The 17,815-nt window shown below is 67.6% G+C and carries 19 protein-coding genes; 8 read left to right on the plus strand and 11 right to left on the minus strand.

Translation table 11 applies throughout. The annotated features are described in order from the left end of the window. Positions 1 to 14: 14 nt before the first annotated feature. Positions 15 to 1,652, plus strand: a complete 1,638-nt coding sequence (locus AC5P7R_RS09425) for an acyl-CoA dehydrogenase family protein (protein WP_019662152.1) — start codon at positions 15 to 17, stop codon at positions 1,650 to 1,652. A 282-nt stretch (positions 1,653 to 1,934) separates the two neighbouring features. Here AC5P7R_RS09425 and AC5P7R_RS09430 read toward each other — a convergent pair whose 3' ends face one another. The 3 genes from AC5P7R_RS09430 to AC5P7R_RS09440 all read right to left on the minus strand — a co-directional run bounded on the left by AC5P7R_RS09430 (position 1,935) and on the right by AC5P7R_RS09440 (position 4,143). Continuing rightward, a complete protein-coding gene (locus AC5P7R_RS09430; protein ID WP_019662151.1) occupies positions 1,935 to 2,345 on the minus strand; it encodes a hypothetical protein in 411 nt (136 codons plus the stop codon). Positions 2,346 to 2,501: 156 nt separating this feature from the next. After that, the gene (locus tag AC5P7R_RS09435) at positions 2,502 to 2,843 is read right to left on the minus strand and encodes a hypothetical protein (RefSeq protein WP_019662150.1); all 342 of its coding nucleotides are present in this window, start codon (positions 2,841 to 2,843) and stop codon (positions 2,502 to 2,504) included. 124 nt (positions 2,844 to 2,967) lie between these two features. Then, complete coding sequence (locus AC5P7R_RS09440) at positions 2,968 to 4,143, minus strand: thiolase family protein (protein ID WP_019662149.1); 1,176 nt, start codon at positions 4,141 to 4,143, stop codon at positions 2,968 to 2,970. Between the two features lie 183 nt (positions 4,144 to 4,326). Between AC5P7R_RS09440 and AC5P7R_RS09445 the strand changes: the two genes are divergently transcribed. After that, positions 4,327 to 7,167, plus strand: coding sequence for an autotransporter serine protease (locus AC5P7R_RS09445; RefSeq protein WP_111103073.1), 2,841 nt, complete (start codon positions 4,327 to 4,329; stop codon positions 7,165 to 7,167). 46 nt (positions 7,168 to 7,213) lie between these two features. Here AC5P7R_RS09445 and AC5P7R_RS09450 read toward each other — a convergent pair whose 3' ends face one another. Beyond that, a complete protein-coding gene (locus tag AC5P7R_RS09450) occupies positions 7,214 to 8,311 on the minus strand; it encodes a Glu/Leu/Phe/Val dehydrogenase dimerization domain-containing protein (RefSeq protein ID WP_019662147.1) in 1,098 nt (365 codons plus the stop codon). Positions 8,312 to 8,588: 277 nt separating this feature from the next. Here AC5P7R_RS09450 and AC5P7R_RS09455 point away from each other — a divergent pair, with 277 nt between their 5' ends. Further along, entirely contained in the window at positions 8,589 to 9,665 is a 1,077-nt protein-coding gene (locus AC5P7R_RS09455; RefSeq protein WP_021203993.1) for an HDOD domain-containing protein, read from the plus strand. 3 nt (positions 9,666 to 9,668) lie between these two features. Here AC5P7R_RS09455 and AC5P7R_RS09460 read toward each other — a convergent pair whose 3' ends face one another. From AC5P7R_RS09460 to AC5P7R_RS09470, 3 genes are all read right to left on the minus strand, one after another. Next, positions 9,669 to 11,261, minus strand: a complete 1,593-nt coding sequence (locus tag AC5P7R_RS09460; RefSeq protein WP_031270567.1) for a phospholipase D family protein — start codon at positions 11,259 to 11,261, stop codon at positions 9,669 to 9,671. A 69-nt stretch (positions 11,262 to 11,330) separates the two neighbouring features. Next, on the minus strand, positions 11,331 to 12,029 hold the full coding sequence (locus AC5P7R_RS09465; protein WP_019662144.1) for an RNA pseudouridine synthase: 699 nt from the start codon (positions 12,027 to 12,029) through the stop codon (positions 11,331 to 11,333). Between the two features lie 47 nt (positions 12,030 to 12,076). Next, on the minus strand, positions 12,077 to 12,577 hold the full coding sequence (locus AC5P7R_RS09470; protein ID WP_021203991.1) for a M48 metallopeptidase family protein: 501 nt from the start codon (positions 12,575 to 12,577) through the stop codon (positions 12,077 to 12,079). Positions 12,578 to 12,640: 63 nt separating this feature from the next. Here AC5P7R_RS09470 and AC5P7R_RS09475 point away from each other — a divergent pair, with 63 nt between their 5' ends. Together AC5P7R_RS09475 and AC5P7R_RS09480 are read left to right on the plus strand one after the other, a co-directional pair. Next, positions 12,641 to 13,198 (plus strand): DUF2058 domain-containing protein, encoded by a 558-nt coding sequence (locus AC5P7R_RS09475; RefSeq protein WP_111103071.1) that lies wholly within the window; start codon positions 12,641 to 12,643, stop codon positions 13,196 to 13,198. Between the two features lie 170 nt (positions 13,199 to 13,368). Then, the gene (locus tag AC5P7R_RS09480) at positions 13,369 to 13,635 is read left to right on the plus strand and encodes a DksA/TraR family C4-type zinc finger protein (protein ID WP_019662141.1); all 267 of its coding nucleotides are present in this window, start codon (positions 13,369 to 13,371) and stop codon (positions 13,633 to 13,635) included. 537 nt (positions 13,636 to 14,172) lie between these two features. Here the strand turns inward: AC5P7R_RS09480 and AC5P7R_RS09485 are convergent. Beyond that, a complete protein-coding gene (locus AC5P7R_RS09485) occupies positions 14,173 to 14,766 on the minus strand; it encodes a mechanosensitive ion channel domain-containing protein (RefSeq protein WP_019662140.1) in 594 nt (197 codons plus the stop codon). Between the two features lie 35 nt (positions 14,767 to 14,801). Then, positions 14,802 to 14,981 (minus strand): hypothetical protein, encoded by a 180-nt coding sequence (locus tag AC5P7R_RS09490; protein WP_019662139.1) that lies wholly within the window; start codon positions 14,979 to 14,981, stop codon positions 14,802 to 14,804. A gap of 124 nt (positions 14,982 to 15,105) precedes the next feature. On the opposite strand from AC5P7R_RS09490, the gene AC5P7R_RS09495 reads away from it, so the two are divergent. The 3 genes from AC5P7R_RS09495 to AC5P7R_RS09505 are packed head-to-tail and all read left to right on the plus strand — an operon-like array spanning position 15,106 to position 17,106. Then, entirely contained in the window at positions 15,106 to 15,684 is a 579-nt protein-coding gene (locus AC5P7R_RS09495; RefSeq protein WP_019662138.1) for an RNA polymerase sigma factor, read from the plus strand. Continuing rightward, positions 15,681 to 16,214: a hypothetical protein gene (locus AC5P7R_RS09500; protein WP_019662137.1), complete on the plus strand. Its 534-nt coding sequence runs from the start codon at positions 15,681 to 15,683 to the stop codon at positions 16,212 to 16,214. The genes AC5P7R_RS09495 and AC5P7R_RS09500 overlap by 4 nt, the downstream gene beginning before the upstream one ends. Before the next feature lie 10 nt (positions 16,215 to 16,224). Then, a complete protein-coding gene (locus AC5P7R_RS09505; protein ID WP_478435943.1) occupies positions 16,225 to 17,106 on the plus strand; it encodes a DUF4097 family beta strand repeat-containing protein in 882 nt (293 codons plus the stop codon). 49 nt (positions 17,107 to 17,155) lie between these two features. Here AC5P7R_RS09505 and AC5P7R_RS09510 read toward each other — a convergent pair whose 3' ends face one another. Both AC5P7R_RS09510 and AC5P7R_RS09515 read right to left on the minus strand, forming a co-directional pair. Next, positions 17,156 to 17,338, minus strand: a complete 183-nt coding sequence (locus AC5P7R_RS09510; RefSeq protein ID WP_478435942.1) for a hypothetical protein — start codon at positions 17,336 to 17,338, stop codon at positions 17,156 to 17,158. 11 nt (positions 17,339 to 17,349) lie between these two features. Next, positions 17,350 to 17,643, minus strand: a complete 294-nt coding sequence (locus AC5P7R_RS09515; RefSeq protein WP_080112561.1) for a YkgJ family cysteine cluster protein — start codon at positions 17,641 to 17,643, stop codon at positions 17,350 to 17,352. Between the last annotated feature and the right edge of the window lie 172 nt (positions 17,644 to 17,815).

The following is a 17,815-nucleotide window of genomic DNA, read 5'->3' on the forward strand; positions in this document are numbered from 1 at the left end:
CCAGGATGGACCGGATGAGTGGACCGAGCTTCAGCAGCAACGCGCCCTACGAAACCCATGTGGTACTGAACCAGCCGCCGCCGTTCGCGGGGCGGCAGTTGTGGACCGACGACGCGGCGCTGATGGAAGCCGTTCAGCGCGAAGGCGCTGGCAGCTTCGCGCCACGATTGGCGGTGTATGGCGCGCTGGCGGGTGATGAGCTGTACCGGGTCGGCTTCGATGCCAACCGCGATCGGCCACGCCTGCGCACGCATGATGCGCAGGGCCATCGCATCGACACGGTGGAGTTCCATCCGGCCTATCACCAGTTGATGGACACGGCCAAATCGCACGGGGTCGCAGGCTTGTCCTGGCATGAGCCGCAGCCCGGCGCGCACGTGGCACGTGCGGTGTTGAGCTACCTGCATCACCAGGCCGAGGCGGGCACCAGTTGCCCATTGACGATGACCCATGCAGCAGTAGCGGTGCTGCGCACGCAGCCGCACCTGGCCGAGTGGGCACGCAAGGCCGCAGCGCCGGTCTATGACCCGCGCGACGTGCCGGTGGCGGACAAGGCCGGCATCACCCTGGGCATGGGCATGACCGAGAAGCAGGGCGGCTCGGATGTACGTGCCAACAGTACCCGCGCCGAACCGATCGATGGCGAGCGCTATCGCCTGGTCGGCCACAAGTGGTTCTTTTCCGCGCCGATGTGCGACGGCTTCCTGGTGCTGGCGCAGGCGCCGGGAGGACTGACCTGCCTGCTGTTGCCGCGCCGCCTGGCAGACGGTGACCGCAATGCGTTCCGCCTGATGCGGTTGAAGGACAAGCTTGGGGATTGGGCCAATGCCTCCAGCGAGGTCGAGTTCTGCGGCGCGCAGGCGTGGCGGGTGGGTGAAGAGGGCCGCGGCGTGGCCACCATCATCGGCATGGTGATGATGACCCGCCTGGACTGCATGCTGGGCGCCGCAGCGGAGATGCGCATGGCGCTGGCGCAGGCGCTGCATCACGCACGGCATCGCCGCACCTTTGGCAAGCTGCTGGTCGAGCACCCGTTGATGACCAACGTGCTGGCTGATCTGGCGATGGAGTCGGAAGCGGCCACGGTGTTGGCGATCCGCATCGCACGCGCGGTGGATCGTGCCGGTGTGGATGCCAATGAAGCCGCGATGGCACGGTTGGGGACGGCACTGGGCAAGTACTGGCTGTGCAAGCGTGCGCCGGCCTTCGTCAATGAAGCGCAGGAATGCCTGGGCGGCGCGGGCTATGTGGAGGAGTCGATGCTGCCGCGCCTGTACCGGCAGGCACCGTTGAATTCGATCTGGGAAGGCAGCGGCAACATCCAGTGTCTGGATGTGCTGCGTGCATTGGCCCGTGAACCGGAGGCGATGGCGGCATTGCGCGGCGAGCTGGCGGCGGTGGCCGACCGTGATGCGCGCTACGCAGCGGCATTGCAGCGCTGGGCAGCGGCACCGGCACCGGAGGAATCACAGGCGCGGCTGTTCTGCGAGCGCACTGCGCTGTTGTTACAGGCAGCGCTGCTGCTGCGTGCGCGCAGCCCGATCGCCGAGGCGTTCGTGCGCAGCCGGCTGGAAGGAGAGCACGGGCTGGCATTCGGGACGCTGCCGGCGGGCCTGGAGCTGACCGCGATGCTGGCGCGCGCGCTGCCGTAGGCAATGGCCAACGGCGGTGCCCCTCGTGGTGGGCGCTGATACTGATGGATGGGCCGCGCGGGTAGGTCGCGCAGGGGGCGCCGTGAATACGTCCTTGTAGGCTCGGGCGCGCCATCCATGGCGCTTACGCCCCTGCGCAACCTACCCGCGCGGCCTTGGACGGTTTCCGTGCCGTCCACCACGGAATCAACAGAAAGAGCGGAGAGCGAAAAACAGAAAAAGCCGCGGCCATGCCGCGGCTTTTCCTGTAGCGCCGAGCCGGTGCTCGGCTGCCGGCAAGGCTCAGTGCTTGGCTTCTTCCTTGGCGGCGTTGGCCTTGGCGTCATTGGCGACATCGCGCGCCTTGTCGGCGACCTTCTGCGCGGCGTCGGCAGTGGCGTCGCTGGCGTGCGCGGCCGCGTCGGTGGCGGCGACCTTGGCCTGGTCAGCGGCATTGGCGGTGGCGTCGGCGGCCTTGTCCAGCGCCTGCTGGGTATCGGCGGCGGCCTGCTCGGAAGCAGCAGCGGTCTTGTCGGCGGCGTCGCGGGTTGCGGCAGCGGCCCGGTCGACGGCATCGCGGGCAGCGACGCCAGCGCTGTCGGCGGCCTGCTGCGCGTCCTGCTTGGCCTGTTCGGCCTCCGGGCCCTTGCAGGCGGCCAGGGCCAGCAGCAGGGAGCCGGCCAGCAGGGTGGTGGTGATCGGACGAATCTTCATGGCGGTCTCCGGTACTGCAATGGATGGGGACGCCAGCCTATTCATGCCGTTGTGAAGACGGGGTCGCGGAGCGCGCTCAGTCGCGATCCACGGGCGCAAAGAAAAAGCCGCTGGCGAACCAGCGGCTTTTCCGGAACAGCGTGAAGAAAGAAGTGATTACTTCTTGGCTTCTTCAGCAGCGTCCTTGGCCTGCTCAGCGGTAGCTTCGGCAGCCTTGGCGGCGTCCTTGGCTTCGCCAGCAGCGGCGTCGGTGGCAGCAGCGGCGGTGTTGGCAGCAGCGTCGGTCGCAGCGTCGGCAGCGGTGGCGGCGGTGTCAGCGGCCTGCTGGGCAGCGTCGGCGGTCTGGGCGCCAGCAGCGGCGGCCTGGTCGGCAGCAGCCTGGGCTTCGGTGGCGGCTTCGTTGGCCGAAGCAGCGGCGTCCTGGGCAGCTTCCTGCTTCGAGCAGGCGGCCAGGGCCAGAGCCAGGGACATCGCGACCAGCAGCTTGTTGATGCTCATTGTGTAAATCCTCGTCGTTAGAATTAGGCAACGCGCATGCTGCGCGCCGACAACATGATGACAAGCCAAGATTGGGTGTCAAGCGATCCCGCATTCATTTTTGCGAAATCATCGTTAAATCTAGTTAAATCAATTCGATGGCGATCGCGGTTGCTTCGCCACCGCCGATGCACAGGGTGGCAATGCCGCGCTTGCCACCGCGCGTGCGCAGGGCATTGACCAGGGTCACCACCAGGCGTGCGCCGGAGGCACCGATCGGATGGCCCAGTGCACAGGCGCCGCCATTCACGTTGAGCTTGTCGTGCGGAATGCCCAGTTCGCGCATCGGCGCCATCGCCACCACAGCGAAGGCTTCATTGATTTCGAACAGATCGACCTGATCCAGCGACCAGCCGGTCTTGTCCAGCAGCTTGCGCAGCGCGCCGATCGGGGCAGTGGTGAACCACTCCGGTTCCTGCGAATGGGTGGCGTGGCCGACGATTCGGGCCAACGGCTTGATGCCGCGCGCAGCCGCATCTTCCTCGGTCAGCAGGACCACTGCGGCAGCGCCGTCGGAAATGCTGGAAGAGCTGGCGGCGGTCACACTGCCGTCCTTCTTGAAGGCCGGGCGCAGGGTCGGGATCTTGGCGATGTCCGAACGGCCGGGCTGCTCGTCGGTGGTGATCTCGACCTCGCCCTTGCGGGTGGCGACCTTCACCGCGACGATTTCATCGGCGAACGCGCCGTTGGCCTGGGCTGCCTGCGCGCGCTTGACCGATTCGATGGCGTAGGCGTCCTGCTCTTCGCGGCTGAACTGGTACTTGTCCACGGCGCATTCGGCGAATTCACCCATCGCCTTGCCGTCATAAGCGTTGACCAGGCCGTCGTGGGCCATGTGATCGACCGCCTGGAAGTTGCCGAAGCGGTTGCCGGTGCGCGAGTTGGGCAGCATGTGCGGCGCGTTGGACATCGATTCCATGCCGCCGGCGACAACGATGCTGGCCGAACCGGCCTTGATCAGGTCATGACCGAGCATGATGGTCTTCATGCCGGAGCCGCAGACCTTGTTCAGCGTGGTGGCACCGGTCGACAGCGGAATGCCGGCAGCGATCGCCGCCTGGCGGGCGGGCGCCTGGCCGAGGTTGGCCGGCAGCACGCAGCCCATGAGGACTTCGGAAACGTCGCTGGCCGGGATGCCCGACTGCTCCAGTGCGGCGGCGATGGCGGCCGCGCCCAGGGTCGGGGTCGGCACGCCGTTGAACTGGCCGAGGAAGGAGCCGATGGCGGTGCGCTTGGCGGCGGCGATGACGATGTTGGACATGGCAATCTCGTTGATGCGTAAGCAATGTTCGGAAAGGAGACCGTGGGCCGTTGGAAGCGCCCCGGTTTCCCGGCAGACTGCGTGGGGGTCGGCCCAAGTATAGAGGGTCGGGGAGGGCCGCCGCTGGACGGCGCCGCATGCCTGCCGGGACAACGACGGGCCAATGTTCATGGGAAGGAATCGATGGAACGCACGACGACGGTGAAATCTGCCCTGGCAACCGCGCTGGCACTGGCGCTGACAGCCTGTGGCGGAGGTGGCGGGGGCGGCAACGTGCGCATTGACACACCGCCACCACCGCCGCCACCCACGACCCCGCCACCGACGCCGCCGCCGCCGGCAAAACCGCAGGAGCCGGCCTTCGACGCGCATCTGTCGGTCACCAATGCGCGTGCCGCACAGGCCGCCGGCCTGAGCGGCCAGAACGTGCGCATCGGTATCGTCGATTCGGGCGTGCAGCGCGACGCGGTGGCACTGAACGGGCGGGTGGTGGCCAACCTCAACTACATCGATCCGTCGCGCAACAACCTGCAGGTGGACGACGTGGTGGGCCACGGCACGGCGGTAGCCAGCCTGGCTGCCGGCGCGCCGGTTGGGTCCTGGCCAGGCGGCATCGCCCCTGGTGCGCAGATCGTTTCGGCGCGGATCATCGCCGACAAGCCGCCCGCCGACGATGGCAGCGGCAAGGGCAATTCCTTCAGCGGACCGCTGGGCGTGGCCCAGGTGCACCAGGACCTGATCAGCTACAACGTAAAGGTGATGAACAACTCGTGGGGCGGCCTGTACTGGACCGACCTGCCGACCACCGCGCAGGTGGCCGCCGAGTATCGCCCCTTCGTGGTCAACCACGGCGGGCTGGTGGTGTTCGCAGCGGGCAATGACGGCCGCAGTGAACCGAGCAGCCTGGCCGCGCTGCCCAGCCAGCTGGGCGTTGCCGGCTCGCTGCCGGCGGCAGATCTGGAGCGCGGCTGGCTGGTGGCGACCGCGGTGGATCCCTATGCACCGGGCACGTTGGCCAGCTACGCCAATGGCTGCGGCCAGGCCGCGCGCTACTGCCTGGCAGCGCCGGGCAGCGCGGTCTATCCCGATGCAAACGGGGGCAGCTACTACTGGAACTACGGCACGTCATTCGCGGCGCCGCTGGTGTCCGGCGCCGCTGCGCTGGTCTGGCAGCGCTATCCGTATTTCAGCAACGACCTGGTGCGGCAGACCCTGCTGGGCACTGCCAAGGACATCGGCGCCCCGGGCGTGGATCCGGTGTTCGGCTACGGCCTGCTCGACATCGGTCGTGCGATCAACGGTCCGGGTCGCTTCGACTGGGGGGATGTGGTTGCCAACGTGGATGTGGCCTCCAGCGGTTCGGCGTGGCGCAACAACATCGTCGGCAGCGGCGGCCTGGTCAAGCAGGGCGGGGGCACTCTGGTGCTGGCCGGCAACAACAGCTATACCGGTTCCACCCGCATCGAACGCGGCATCCTGGCACTGCAGGACGGTGGCGTGATCCGTTCCAACGTGACCATCCTCGGCCAGTCCGATCCGGATTCGACCGGCCTGCAGTTCAATGGCGGCGCGCCGCGCGTGGTCGGCAACGTGGTCAACGGCAGCAGCGTATTCCTCACCACCGGCAACACCACCGGCACCATCGAGGGCGACTACGCCCAGCAGGCGGGCGCACAGTTGATGATCGCACTCGGCGCCAATGCGCTGCAGGTCACCGGCAAGGCCACCCTCGACGGTGGCGTGCGCGTGCATGGCTTCGTCTCCGGCTACGTGCCACAGAGCGGCACCCGGCAGGACCTGATCCATGCGGACGGCGGACTCAGTGGTGCCTTCAGTACGCCGGCCACCTCCAGCGGCCTGCAGGGACTGTCGCTGTTGCAGAGCAGCTATGGCTACGACAGCAACAACGCCTGGTTGAACCTGACCCAGGTCAGTGTCACCGGGGCAGCCAGCGGCCTGGGGGCTTCCGCCCAGGCGGCAGCACAGCGGCTGGAGGGTGCATTTGCCGTGCTCGACAAGAATGCAGGACTGCAGGGATCGGCCTTCGGTACGGCCGCCGGGGCGCTGCAGTGGACCGGCGGTGGCAGCAAAGGCCTCGAGGCTAGTCTGCAGAGCCTGTCCGGGCAGGCGCACGCGCGGGCCGAAGCGGCCACCTTCGACAGCATCGACATGTCACGCCGTGCCATCGCAGAGCGCTTTGATCGCGTGCAGGCGGCGCCGCGCCTGCGCGGGGCCTGGCAGAGTGCGCTCGGCCAGGCCGGGCAGGGCAGCTTTGCCGGCAACGCCGCCGACAGCCGCGGTTGGATGGCCGGCCAGGACCTGCCGCTGGGCAGCACCGGGCTGATGGGTGTGGCCTTCGGCGAGACCCGCAGCAACGGTGGCAGCAGCTTCGGCGGCGATCGCGGGCGTGATCGCCAGGCGCAGGCACAGCTTTACGCGGGCTGGAATCTGGGCCGGGGCTATGCGCTGGCCCAGATCGGCAGCGGGCAGTTCACCCGGGCGCTGGATCGCCAATTGCTGCTGGGCGCGGGTAGTTACGGTGTTTCGGCCCGCTATGGCGGGCGCTTCAGCAGTGCCAGTGTCGAAGGCGGCTATCGCTTCGGCCGCGCGGGTGCCTCGTTGACACCGTATCTGGGCGCCAGCACTACGCGCGTGGATACCGATGCGTTCAACGAACTGGGCGGGTTCGGCTTCGGCCTGCGTGGCGATGCCAACCGCGTGCAGCGCAGCCAGATGCTGGCCGGCATCCGCGGCGAGCATGGCTGGGGGCGCTGGACCCTGCGCGGGCATGCCGAGTGGCAGCAGCGGCTCGAGGGTGCCGATGCGGCGTGGCAGGCCAGTTTCGTCGGCGTCGATGCCTGGGCACCACTGGCGGGCTGGAATGCGCCGCGCGGCAGTGCGCTGATCGGCATGGCGCTGGAATCGTGGTGGGGTCGCAGTGGCCGCCTGAGCCTGGGCTTCGACCAGCGCGTCGGGGGCGAGGGCGCGCGCCAGGCGGCGTTGCGCTACAGCACCGGGTTCTGAGTGACAGTCGCGCCGGGACGCCAGCCCCGGCGCGACATCGACGCGCTCAGCCGCCGCGCAGGTTGCCCAGGCGCGGGGTGCTGCGGCCCAGCGGCATCTTCAATTTGCCGATCGACAGGATGCGGCTTTCGGCGATGCGGTCGGCCGCTCGCTGCGGCGCGATGTTCTCGCGCTGCGACAGTTCGAAGATGCGGGTGAGGTTGTGATAGATGCTGCGGATCAGGCGCATCGCGCGTTCGCGGTTGTAGCCGTCGATCTCCAGCGACACGTTCATCACGCCACCAGCATTGACCGCATAGTCCGGCGCATACAGGATGCCGCGCGCATGCAGTTCGTCGCCGATTTCCAGGCTCGACAACTGGTTGTTGGCGGTGCCGCAGATGATCTTTGCCTTGATCCGCGGCAGGGTGTCGGCGTTGATCGCGCCTTCCAGCGCACACGGTGCGAACACATCGGCATTCACTTCATGGATCTCGTCCGGCTTGACCGCTTCAGCGCCGAAGTCGCTGACCGCGCGGTCAACCAGCGCGCTGTCCAGGTCGGTGACATACAGCTTGGCACCGCGGTCACGCAGCAGCTTCACCAGTTCCATCCCGATGTGACCCAGGCCCTGCACCGCGATGCTGGTCTTGCCCACTTCCTCATGGCCGAACTTGAAGCGCATCGACGCCATCAACGCCTGAAGCGCGCCGTAGGCGGTGAACGGGGCCGGATCGCCGGAGCCGCCATGGACCTGGTGCACGCCGGTCACGAACTGGCTCTCCAGGTAGATGTTCTCCATGTCGTTGACATCGGTGCCGACGTCCTCGGCGGTGATGTAGCGTCCGCCCAGCGAATCGACATAGCGGCCGAAGGCACGGAACAGCACTTCGGTCTTGTCCGCTTTGGGGTCGCCGATGATCACCGCCTTGCCGCCACCGACGTTGAGGCCGGCCAGTGCATTCTTGTAGGTCATCGTCCGGCTCAGGCGCAGCGCATCGGCCAGCGCCTCGTCGGTGCTGGCGTAAGGACGCATGCGCACGCCGCCCAGGGCCGGGCCAAGGGTGGTGTTGTGGATGGCGATGATCGCCTTCAGGCCGGCGTCGTGGTTGTGGCAGAACACCACCTGTTCGTGGCCGGTGGTGGCGAGGGTTTCGAATAGCATGGCGTCTCCGATGGCGCGATCAGCGGCGAACTGCAGCGAACGGCCAGTGAACGGTAGGGTCCCAAAACAAAAAAAGCGACGTCGTCGGTGCAGGGGGACGGGTCGCGCGGCGCCATTCTAGTCCATTCCCCCGGCCGGTGCCGTCGACATCGCATGCCTTCCGGTTAAAGAAGATGAAAGTGCGGCCGATGCTGCGACGACGGCGGGTGGCCGGATTCGCGTGAAGAGGCAGGCGGTCAGTGACGGCAAGGGCACCACAACGACAGGGCAGGCGGCGATGACAGCGGCCTGGTGGCGATCACTGCGCGGCTGGCTGGCGCGCTCGACCGGGGCTGCGCCGTCCCGCTTGGCGGCGGTATCGCGACAGGCAGTGGCGGCAGCGGCTGCGAGCCTGCAGGGTGAGGCCCTGCCGTCTGCGGAGATCGCCGCACATCTGCAGCGCGGCCTGCACGCGTTGGCGTTGTACCCACGACTGGCCGGTGAGCCGGCGCCTTTACAGGATCCGGCGTTGGGGGAAGCGGTGGCACGCGCGCTGCAGGACCGCGACTGGGCTACCCGGCAGTTGCCGCGCCGTCCGCAGCTGCTGCCGCAGCTGATCCAGACCGTCAACGACGATGCCGCCTCCGCGCGGGTGATGGCCGCGATCATCGGCCAGGACCCGGTGCTGACCGGCAACCTGCTGCGCATCGCCAACAGCCCCGCCTACAAGGTGCACGAGCGGCCCGTGGAAAGCCTGCAGCGGGCAGTGACCCTGGTCGGTACCGACGGCGTTCGGCAGATCATCAGCGCGGTACTGGTACAGCCGGTGATGCAGATGCAGTGCGATGCGTTCCCGCAGTTCAGCACGATCATCTGGGAGCACGCACTGCTGGCCTCGCGCGCGGCTGCAGACCACGCACGCACGGTTACCTTCGGTGATGCTTTCGCCGCGCAGTGGCTGGGCCTGGTGCAGGGCCTGGGCGCGGCGCTGGTGATGCGCCAGCTGCTGCAGGAAGCCCAGGCACGTGGTGAAACCGTGGAGCCGGCGCTGGCACTGCAGCTGCTTCAGCAGTGGTCGTTACCGCTGGCACAACGGGTGGCGGCTGCGTGGGAGCTGCCCGAGCCGGTGCATCAGGCGCTGTTGCCGGAGGCCGAGGGCCCGCTGGCCGACAGCCTGCGCCTGGCCAGCGCCGCTGCGGCGGCCAGCCTGCTGTGCCGCCATGGGCATGCCAGCCAGAGCCGCATGCTGGCCCTGCTGGAACAGCTGCCTTCGGCACCGCCGCATGCATTGCGCTGGATCTGGCGGCGACTGCATGGGCGCAGCGTGGAAACGCTGGATGATGCCGGGCAGGAAGCCACCGATCCGGGGCGCTGAGCGTTACAGCTGCGATTCCAGCGGTAGCCAGCTGATCACCCGCGACAACCAGCGTTTGCGCGCCGTTGCCCCTGGCTCTTCCTCCGCCCAGTGCGGTGGTGGTTCGCGCTCCAGCCAGCGCAACCGGCGACGGTCGTCCAGCGCCAGCCACCAGCTGTGCCTGGGATCCGCCAGGCGCAGGTACTCGCCGCGCAGCTGTGCACCCAGCAACGGATCGTCGAACAGCACACCCATTTCAGTGTTCAGGTAGGCCGAGCGCGGATCGAGGTTGAATGAGCCGACGAAGCCGCGGCGGTCATCGACCAGGAACGCCTTGGTGTGCAGGCTGGCGCCGCTGCTGCCGAACACGCCCGCATCGCCGGACTGCCCTTGTGCCTTCAGCTCATACAGGTGGACGCCGGCTTCGAGCAACGGCACGCGGTAGCCCATGTAGCCGCCGTGCACCGCGGCGACGTCATTGGCAGCCAGTGAGTTGGTGACCACGCCGACCTGCACGCCCCGCCGGGCCATGGCCGAAAAGCCATCCAGGCCCTCGTTGCCGGGCACGAAGTAGGGCGAGATCAACAGGGCCTTGTGCCGGGCGGCCTGCAGCTCGCTGGTCAGCGTCGAAACCAGCCACGCGCCGCGATCATCGTCGCGGTGCTTCATCGGCGGGTCCGAGACGATGCGCACTGCACGGCTCCAGCGCAATGGCTCGGGACTCGGGCGCTGCCGCCTGCGCGATTCGGCCACGCGCGCAAGGTAGGGCTGGGCCACGTCACGCTGGGCCTCATGGTCCGATTCGCGTATCAGCAGGCGCAGCTGGGCATCGGTATGGAAGGCAAGCGCCGATACCGGAATGGCGGCCTCGCTGTTCCAGTAGTCGTCGAAGATCCGGCTGGCCTGCTCCACGGCAGGGCCGGCGACCAGCAGGTCCAGGTCCTGGAAGTTCACATCGGTGCGCGCGCTGAAGTATTCCTCGCCGATGTTGCGGCCGCCGACGATCGCGACGCGGCCGTCGGCAATCCAGCTCTTGTTGTGCATGCGGTGGTTCACGCTGAAGAACCGTTGCACCATCTCCACCATGCGCAGCAGGCCGGTCCGGTTGCGGAACGGGTTGTAGAGGCGTATTTCAATGTTGGGGTGCCGGTCCAGCGCCATCATCAGGGCGTCCTTGTCCTTGGCGTTCATGTCGTCGAGCAGGATGCGCACGCGCACGCCGCGTTCGGCGGCGTCGTACAACGCCTTGGCCATCAGGTGGCCGATCAGGTCGTCGTGCCAGATGTAGTACTGCAGATCCAGGCTGCGCCCGGCGTGGGTGGTGATCATCGCGCGCGCGGCGAAGGCATCCATGCCATCGCTGAGGAAGGCCACGCCGGACTGGCCTGGATGGGCTTCCTGCAACGGAACGATCTGCCGGTCGATCCGCGTCTGTGCCGGCTGCAGCGGCAGCACGTGCGAGGGCGTGCCCCGTGCCTGCGGGGTGAGATGGTCGGCCAGCAGCAGCCCGGACAGGACCAGCAGCACCAGTGTGGCGAGGATGATTGCAGCAACGCGAAGCAGACGTCGCCACAGGGGCTTGGGCAGGCTCATGCGCCGATGGTAGATCCACGCCACGCGTGGATCAAAGGCAGACGGTGCATCGCAGAAGATCCACGCCATGCGTGGATCACAGGGACTTCCCTGTCAGAACCGCTCGTCGCTGCCCAGGTAACGCCACTGCCCTGCAGGCAGCGGTCCCAGTGCCACGCGGCCAATACGCAGCCGACGCACGGCCGTCACCTGCAGGCCGGCCGCGGTGACCGCCACGCGCAGGCCCTTGGCGGTCAGGCCCTTGCCCGCGAAGCGCAGGCGCTGCTCGCTCTGCCAGCTGACCTTGGCACCGCCGGATTCCTGCTGCAGGCGCGCCAGCAGCCATGGGCCACGCTCGGGGCCGCCTTCGGCGACCTCGATCAGGTATTCCTGCTCGGTGCGTCCCAGGTTGCGCTGAAGATGGGCCAGCGTGGCCGGGTCCTGGCTGACCACCACCAGGCCGCTGTCGCTGGCCGGAAGGGCGGCCGCCAGCTGCAGTCCGTGGAAGTGGCGCTGCAGCGGACGGATGTCGCTGGCGTCCAGCTCGCTGCGGCTGTCACTGCTGACCAGCGCGCACAGGGTTTCGGCGGCAACGCCAGCCGGTTTGTGCAGCAGCATGCTGACCCGCTCGGCCTTTTCATCGCTGGCCTGCTCGGCCACCACGATCACCGCGCTGTCATCGACCGGACGCTGCGGCTGTTCCACCACCTCGCCATTGACCGTGACCCAGCCGCCTTCGATGTAGCGCCGCGCTTCGCCGCGCGGGATGCCGAGCAGGGCGGACAGGCGTTTGTCGAGACGGATCGGTTCCATGGCAGGCAGGTCGGGCAGTGGGCGCGCAGTGTAGCTGCTGCGGCCGGTCAGCGCTGGCCGCGGTTGGCCAGCTCGGTCAGGTACAGGCGGGTATCGAATTCCAGCTGCAGGTAATCCGGCTCCATGTGCTGGCACAGCTGATAGAAGGCCTTGTTGTGGTCGGCTTCCTTCAGGTGGGCCAGCTCATGCACCACGATCATGCGCAGGAACGCTGCCGGTGCCTGGCGGAACACGGTGGCGATGCGGATCTCGCGGCTGGCCTTGAGGCGGCCGCCGTGAACGCGCGAGATGGCGGTATGGGTACCCAGCGCGTGCTTGATCACTTCCAGCGTGTTGTCGTAGCAGACCTTGTTGAGCGGCACCGACTTGCGCAGGTAGCGGTCCTTCAGCTCCTGCGTGTAGTCGTACAGCTGGCGGTCGCTGCGCACGGTGTGCGGGTCGGGGTAGCGCTGCTGCAGCCATGGGCCGAGCTTGCCCTGTGCCAGCAGGTCGCTGACCTGGGCGACCAGGGGTTCGGGATAGCCGGTGAGGTACTTCAGGACTGCCATGCAGGGGTGGCGGGGCGTCGGTAGAATGGGGACATCCAAGATTACACGCGGTACACATCGACCATGGCAAAGCCCAACGCGCTGCAGGAACAATTGCTCAAGGCCGGCCTGGCCAAGAAGTCGCAGGCCAGCGCCGCCGCGCGCGAGCAGGCCAAGGCGCGGCAAGGCAAGGCCGAATCGACGTCGGCCGAGGTCCAGCGCGAGGCTGAGCGTGCCCGCGCCGAGAAGGTCGAGCGCGACCGCGCGCTGGCCGCCGAGCGCAATGCCCAGGCCAGGCAAGCTGAACAGAAGGCGCAGGCGAAGCAGATCATCGCGGCCCATGCCGTGCCCCACAAGGGCGATGACGAGTACCGCTTCAGCGATGGCACGGCGATCCGCACCCTGCTGATCGACCCCAAGCTGCGCAAGGCGCTGTCGGTGGGCGTTCTGGTCATCATTGCCCATGGTGACGGTTACGCCGTGTTGCCGCGTGCTGCCGCCGAAAAGGTGCGTGAACGCGCGCCCGAAGCGATCATCGTCGACCACGGCCAGCCGGGCTCGACCGCCGAGATCTCGACCGGCAACGCCGAGGACGACGCCTACTATGCGCAGTTCCAGGTACCGGACGACCTGATCTGGTAAACAAAAAGGGGACGGAGGGGATTAAGTCGCAATCGGATTGATCGAACCCGTGCGCGTTCCACTCAGCTTGCTGAAGCCCCGCCGAGCATGGCTCGGCGCTACAGGAAGGCATTCCTTTTTACCGGGGTGTATCGTCCCCATATCAGGCGACACACCTGCGGAGGACGGCCATGGCCACCGGTTGGGCGGGAGACGGCGCGGTCCAGGACCAGATCGACGCCACCGTTGATGATGCGATCGCCCGCGCGCGGCGCCAGCTGCGCGAGGGACCCGGTCTGGAACACTGTGAGGAATGCGACGCGCCGATTCCGTTGGCGCGGCGCCAGGCCGTGCCTGGTGTGCGGCTGTGCGTTGCGTGCCAGCAGGCGCGGGATGACGAAGAGCAGGCGCATGCCGGGTACAACCGGCGTGGCAGCAAGGACAGCCAGTTGAGGTAAAGGTTGTTGGGCAGGGCTGCACCCTGCACCCGCCGAAGCCTTCAAGCCAAGGCAGCAGCAACAGCAAAAGCTGGCATTCCGTGGGGTGGCGGGGCGGTGTCGGAGTGCGGGGACGCCGCAAGTACGTCCTTGTAGGCTTGGCAGCCGCATCCATGCGGCTGACACCCCGCACTCCGACACCGCCCCACCTCTGACAGATTTCCGCGGCTGTTGGTAGGTGTCGACCTTGATCGACACATCTGTCAGATATCGAATGAGTCATCCACGGATGGCGTGGATCCACCGTGTCGACCAAGGTCGACACGCACCAGAGCAATGCGTCGTTCCGACAGCTCGCGGAAAACTGTCGAAGGCGGGGTGGGTCCGGTTGAGGGGGCGTGAGCCGCATGGATGCGGCGACCGAGCTTACATGGACGTACTTGCAGCGTCCCCCTCAACCGGACCCACCCCGCCTACCCACGGATAGCCAGCTTCTGCCGTTGACGTTGACGTTGATTCGGCAGGTGCAGGGCTGCAAGCCCTGCCGAACACCGCGCCTCAACCGTCGCCCTGGATGCCGCCAGGCGCCTGTGCCGGGTCGCGCCAGCGGCGCACGGTGCGCTGGAAGAACAGGTTGTTCGGCAACTGCAGCACCGTGCCCTCGTGGCCGTCGCCGGTTTCCTGCAGCGTGGTGTAGATCAGGTTCACATCGATCACCCGGCCCTTCAGGCCCGGCTTCTCGCCGTTCTCCAGCACCTCGATGTAGTCATGCAGGCGGAACGGGCGCGTGGTGAAGATCAGCAGCGTGCAGAAGATGTTGGAGAGCACGCTCCACGCCGCGAAAAAGGCCACCGCACCCACGGCGGCAAAGCCGGTGAACGCCGTCCACAGTACCGAAGGCGACGCGCCCAGCAGGCTGAGGATGTACAGCAGGGCGCTGAAATAGACCACGAAACTGGTGATCCGCCGGGCGCCCATCGCCATCTCCGGTGGCAGTGTGTAGTGCTCGGCGAAACGCCGGATGAGGCGCCGTGCCAGCACCCGCAGCAGCCACGCGGCCAGCAGGGTCAGCAGGATCTTCACGGCGATACCCACGTCATGCAGCCAGGGGTGGGTCCAGGCGGGGAGATGATCCTTCAGCGACAACATCATGGCGCGACAACAGGTGGCAATAACGGCCCTTGATGTTACCCGGCGCCTGCCGTGGATTCGACTGCCGGTGCCCAGGCCAGGCACACCAGTTCCTGGCGATGCTGCTGCAGGCAGGCGCGGCCACTGTCCGTGCGCAGCTGCAGGGACAGGCCCAATGCCTGCAGCACGACGCAGGCGGCGATCACCAGCACGGCGGCGCAGGCGGGGCTGGACATGACTGGACTCCCGGAGGTGTTTTCTCGAAGACCTTTCATGGATGCAGCCATCGTCGAAAAGGTTGCATGTCCCTGATCGCCGATCACCTCTAAACCTTTTTCCGGGCCGCCGCATCCAAGCGATATGCTCGACACCACCATGCCAGCGCTGCCTGCCGCCAACGACCCCGTCGACGAACCCGCCCTGGTGCGGGCGGCCGCTGCGGGAGACACTGCTGCCTACGAACTGCTGTACCGGCGTCACGCGCCGCGTGTATTCGCTGTGCTGTGGCGGTTGTGTGGCGGCCAGCAGGCACGTGCCGAGGATGCGCTGCAGGAGGCCTTCCTGCAGGCCTGGAAAGCGCTTCCGGGGTTCCGCTTCGAGAGCAGCCTGTCGACCTGGCTGCATCGGCTGGGCGTCAACGCCGCGCTCATGGAGCTGCGTGGCCGGGCGGGCGGGCAGGATCACGACAGTCTGGACGACGTCGACGGGGGCCTGCAGGAACTGGCGGTGCGTGACCGCTGCGCCGGCACCGAGCGCGACCTGGAGCGCGCGCTGTCGACACTGCCACCACGGGCGCGTGCGGTACTGGTGCTGCACGACATCGAAGGCTGGAAACACCAGGAAATCGCCGAGCAGCTGCAGATGGCCGTCGGCAGTTCCAAGGCACAGCTGCATCGTGCGCGCGGCCTGTTGCGCGCACGGCTGGGAGACATGACATGAGTACGCACGAACACGATTTCGATCACGACCTGCTGGCCCGGCTGCGTGCGCTGCCGAATGAGCGCGAAGTGCCCACTGATGGTTGGGCACGCCTGTCTGCCCGGCTGCCGCCGCGTGAACCACAGGCAGCACCTGCGCCAACGGGCAACGTGGTGGCCCTGGCAACGCGTTCGCGGCGCCGCTGGTGGTTGCCGGCCGGCGCTGCCCTGGCTGCCAGCCTGGCGATCTACGCGGTGGCCCCTTGGTGGCATGCGCAGCCGGATACACCGGTGCCGTCCACGCTGCAGTTGCAGGCGGCTGCGATGACCGAGCAGTACCAGCAGGCCGTGGCCTCGCTGCCCGATGGGCGCGCGCCGGAATGGCAGCCGGCCCTGCACGAACTGGATGAAAGCGCGGCGCAGATCCGTGCCGCACTGGCGCAGGACCCGCGCGCGCCGCACCTGCTTGGCCAGCTCAAGCGCACCTATGCGCTGCGGCTGGAACTGACCCGGCAGGCGGCCTATGCCGCCGAGTCCGGCCTGACGACTTGAGGAGACCCCCATGACCCGAACCCTGATTTCCTGCTGTGTCGCACTGCTGCTGTCCCCTGCCGTGGCGCTGGCCGACACCCGCATCGACGAGCGCCACACCTTGGCTGCGGGCGGTCGCATCGAACTGAGCAACGTGGCCGGCAAGGTGACCGTGCGTGGCTGGGACCGCAATGATGTGCAACTCACCGGCACGCTCAGCGATGGCCTGCAGTTGCGCCAGGAAAAGAGCGCCAACCGGGTGCGCTGGGAGATTGAATACCCGCGCCGCAGCAACAATGGTGGCGCGACGCTGGTGCTGAACGTGCCGCGCTCGGTGGAACTGCTGTTGAGCACGGTCAGCGCCAGCCAGGACATCAGTGGCATCGATGTGCGACGGCTGCAGGCCGACACCGTCAGCGGCAGCCTCAGCGCGGCTGGCCGCAGCGGCGACAGCAAACTCAACACGGTCAGTGGCAGTGTCAGCGCACGCCTGCAGACGCCGAAGCTGGACGTAAATACGGTCAGTGGCCGGATCGAGGCCGGCGGCGGCGTGTCCGGTGATATCGGTGCGCAGACGGTATCCGGCCGGGTTGCGGTGGAGGCCGGACGCGTGCAGCGGTTGGCGGTGGAGACCGTCTCGGGCAGCATCGATCTGGCAGCAGCCGGGTTGGCGCCCGGTGGCCGCATCAATGTCGAATCGGTCAGTGCCCCGGTCACGCTGAGCCTGCCGCGCACGGTGTCGGCACAGCTGTCGGTGAACAGCTTCAGCGGCTCGATCAACAGCGATGCCGGGCAGGTGGAGCGGCCGCGCTATGGGCCGGGCAGCCATCTCGACACGCGTCTGGGCGGCGGTGATGGAGACATCCGCATCCAGTCGCACTCGGGCAGTGTGAGGTTACGACTGGATCGCTGAGCGCGGTCCGGCAGGCCGCGGCGGCAGCGCCGCCGCGGTCGGTGCTGGGTCAGCTGGCTTTCTTCAGCGCCCAGGTGGTGCCGAGGACTTCGATCTTGCCACCGGCCTTGCGGAACTCTGCCAGGTCCGAAGCGATCGAATCGCTGCTGACCACGGTGCTGGCGGCCGCGCCCTTGCGTTCGCTGCGGATGCTGTTGCTGGCCTTCGCGGGGGTCTTTGCCTTGCGGGGCATGGTTGCTCCTGTCAGGTGGAAGGGGAGGAAAGCGACCAGGCATCAGCCTGGCGCAGGTAGTCCTGCCGCTCGCGGCGGCAGTCATCGCCGCCCATCGAAAACTGGCGGCAGATCGCCGGGCGCTGCGAATAGATCGTGCAGCGCAGGTGATAGGGATCGATCGCCGCGCACCAGCCTTCCTCGTTGCGCGCCATCACGGCACGGCCGTGGGAGTCGCGTGACAGGAACTGGCCAGGCACGTGGTCGCCGGGCTGCAGCAGCACGGGCAGCCGACAACAGACCGCGTCACAACGGCGGCAGTCGATGGGTGCAGGTGCTGCGTCAGGTTGTAAGGCCACAGGGGCCTGGCGGGTGCCCAAAGCGGGTCTCGATGGCGGCTCAGGTGCTGCGCGGACCATGAACGAGCCAGGAAGGCATGGCCGCTAGGCCCGCAGGCGGGCCAGGCTGCACCGTGGACACACACCGGCGTGGCCAGTG

The organism is Stenotrophomonas sp. YJH_SMC_27, from assembly GCF_059369815.1.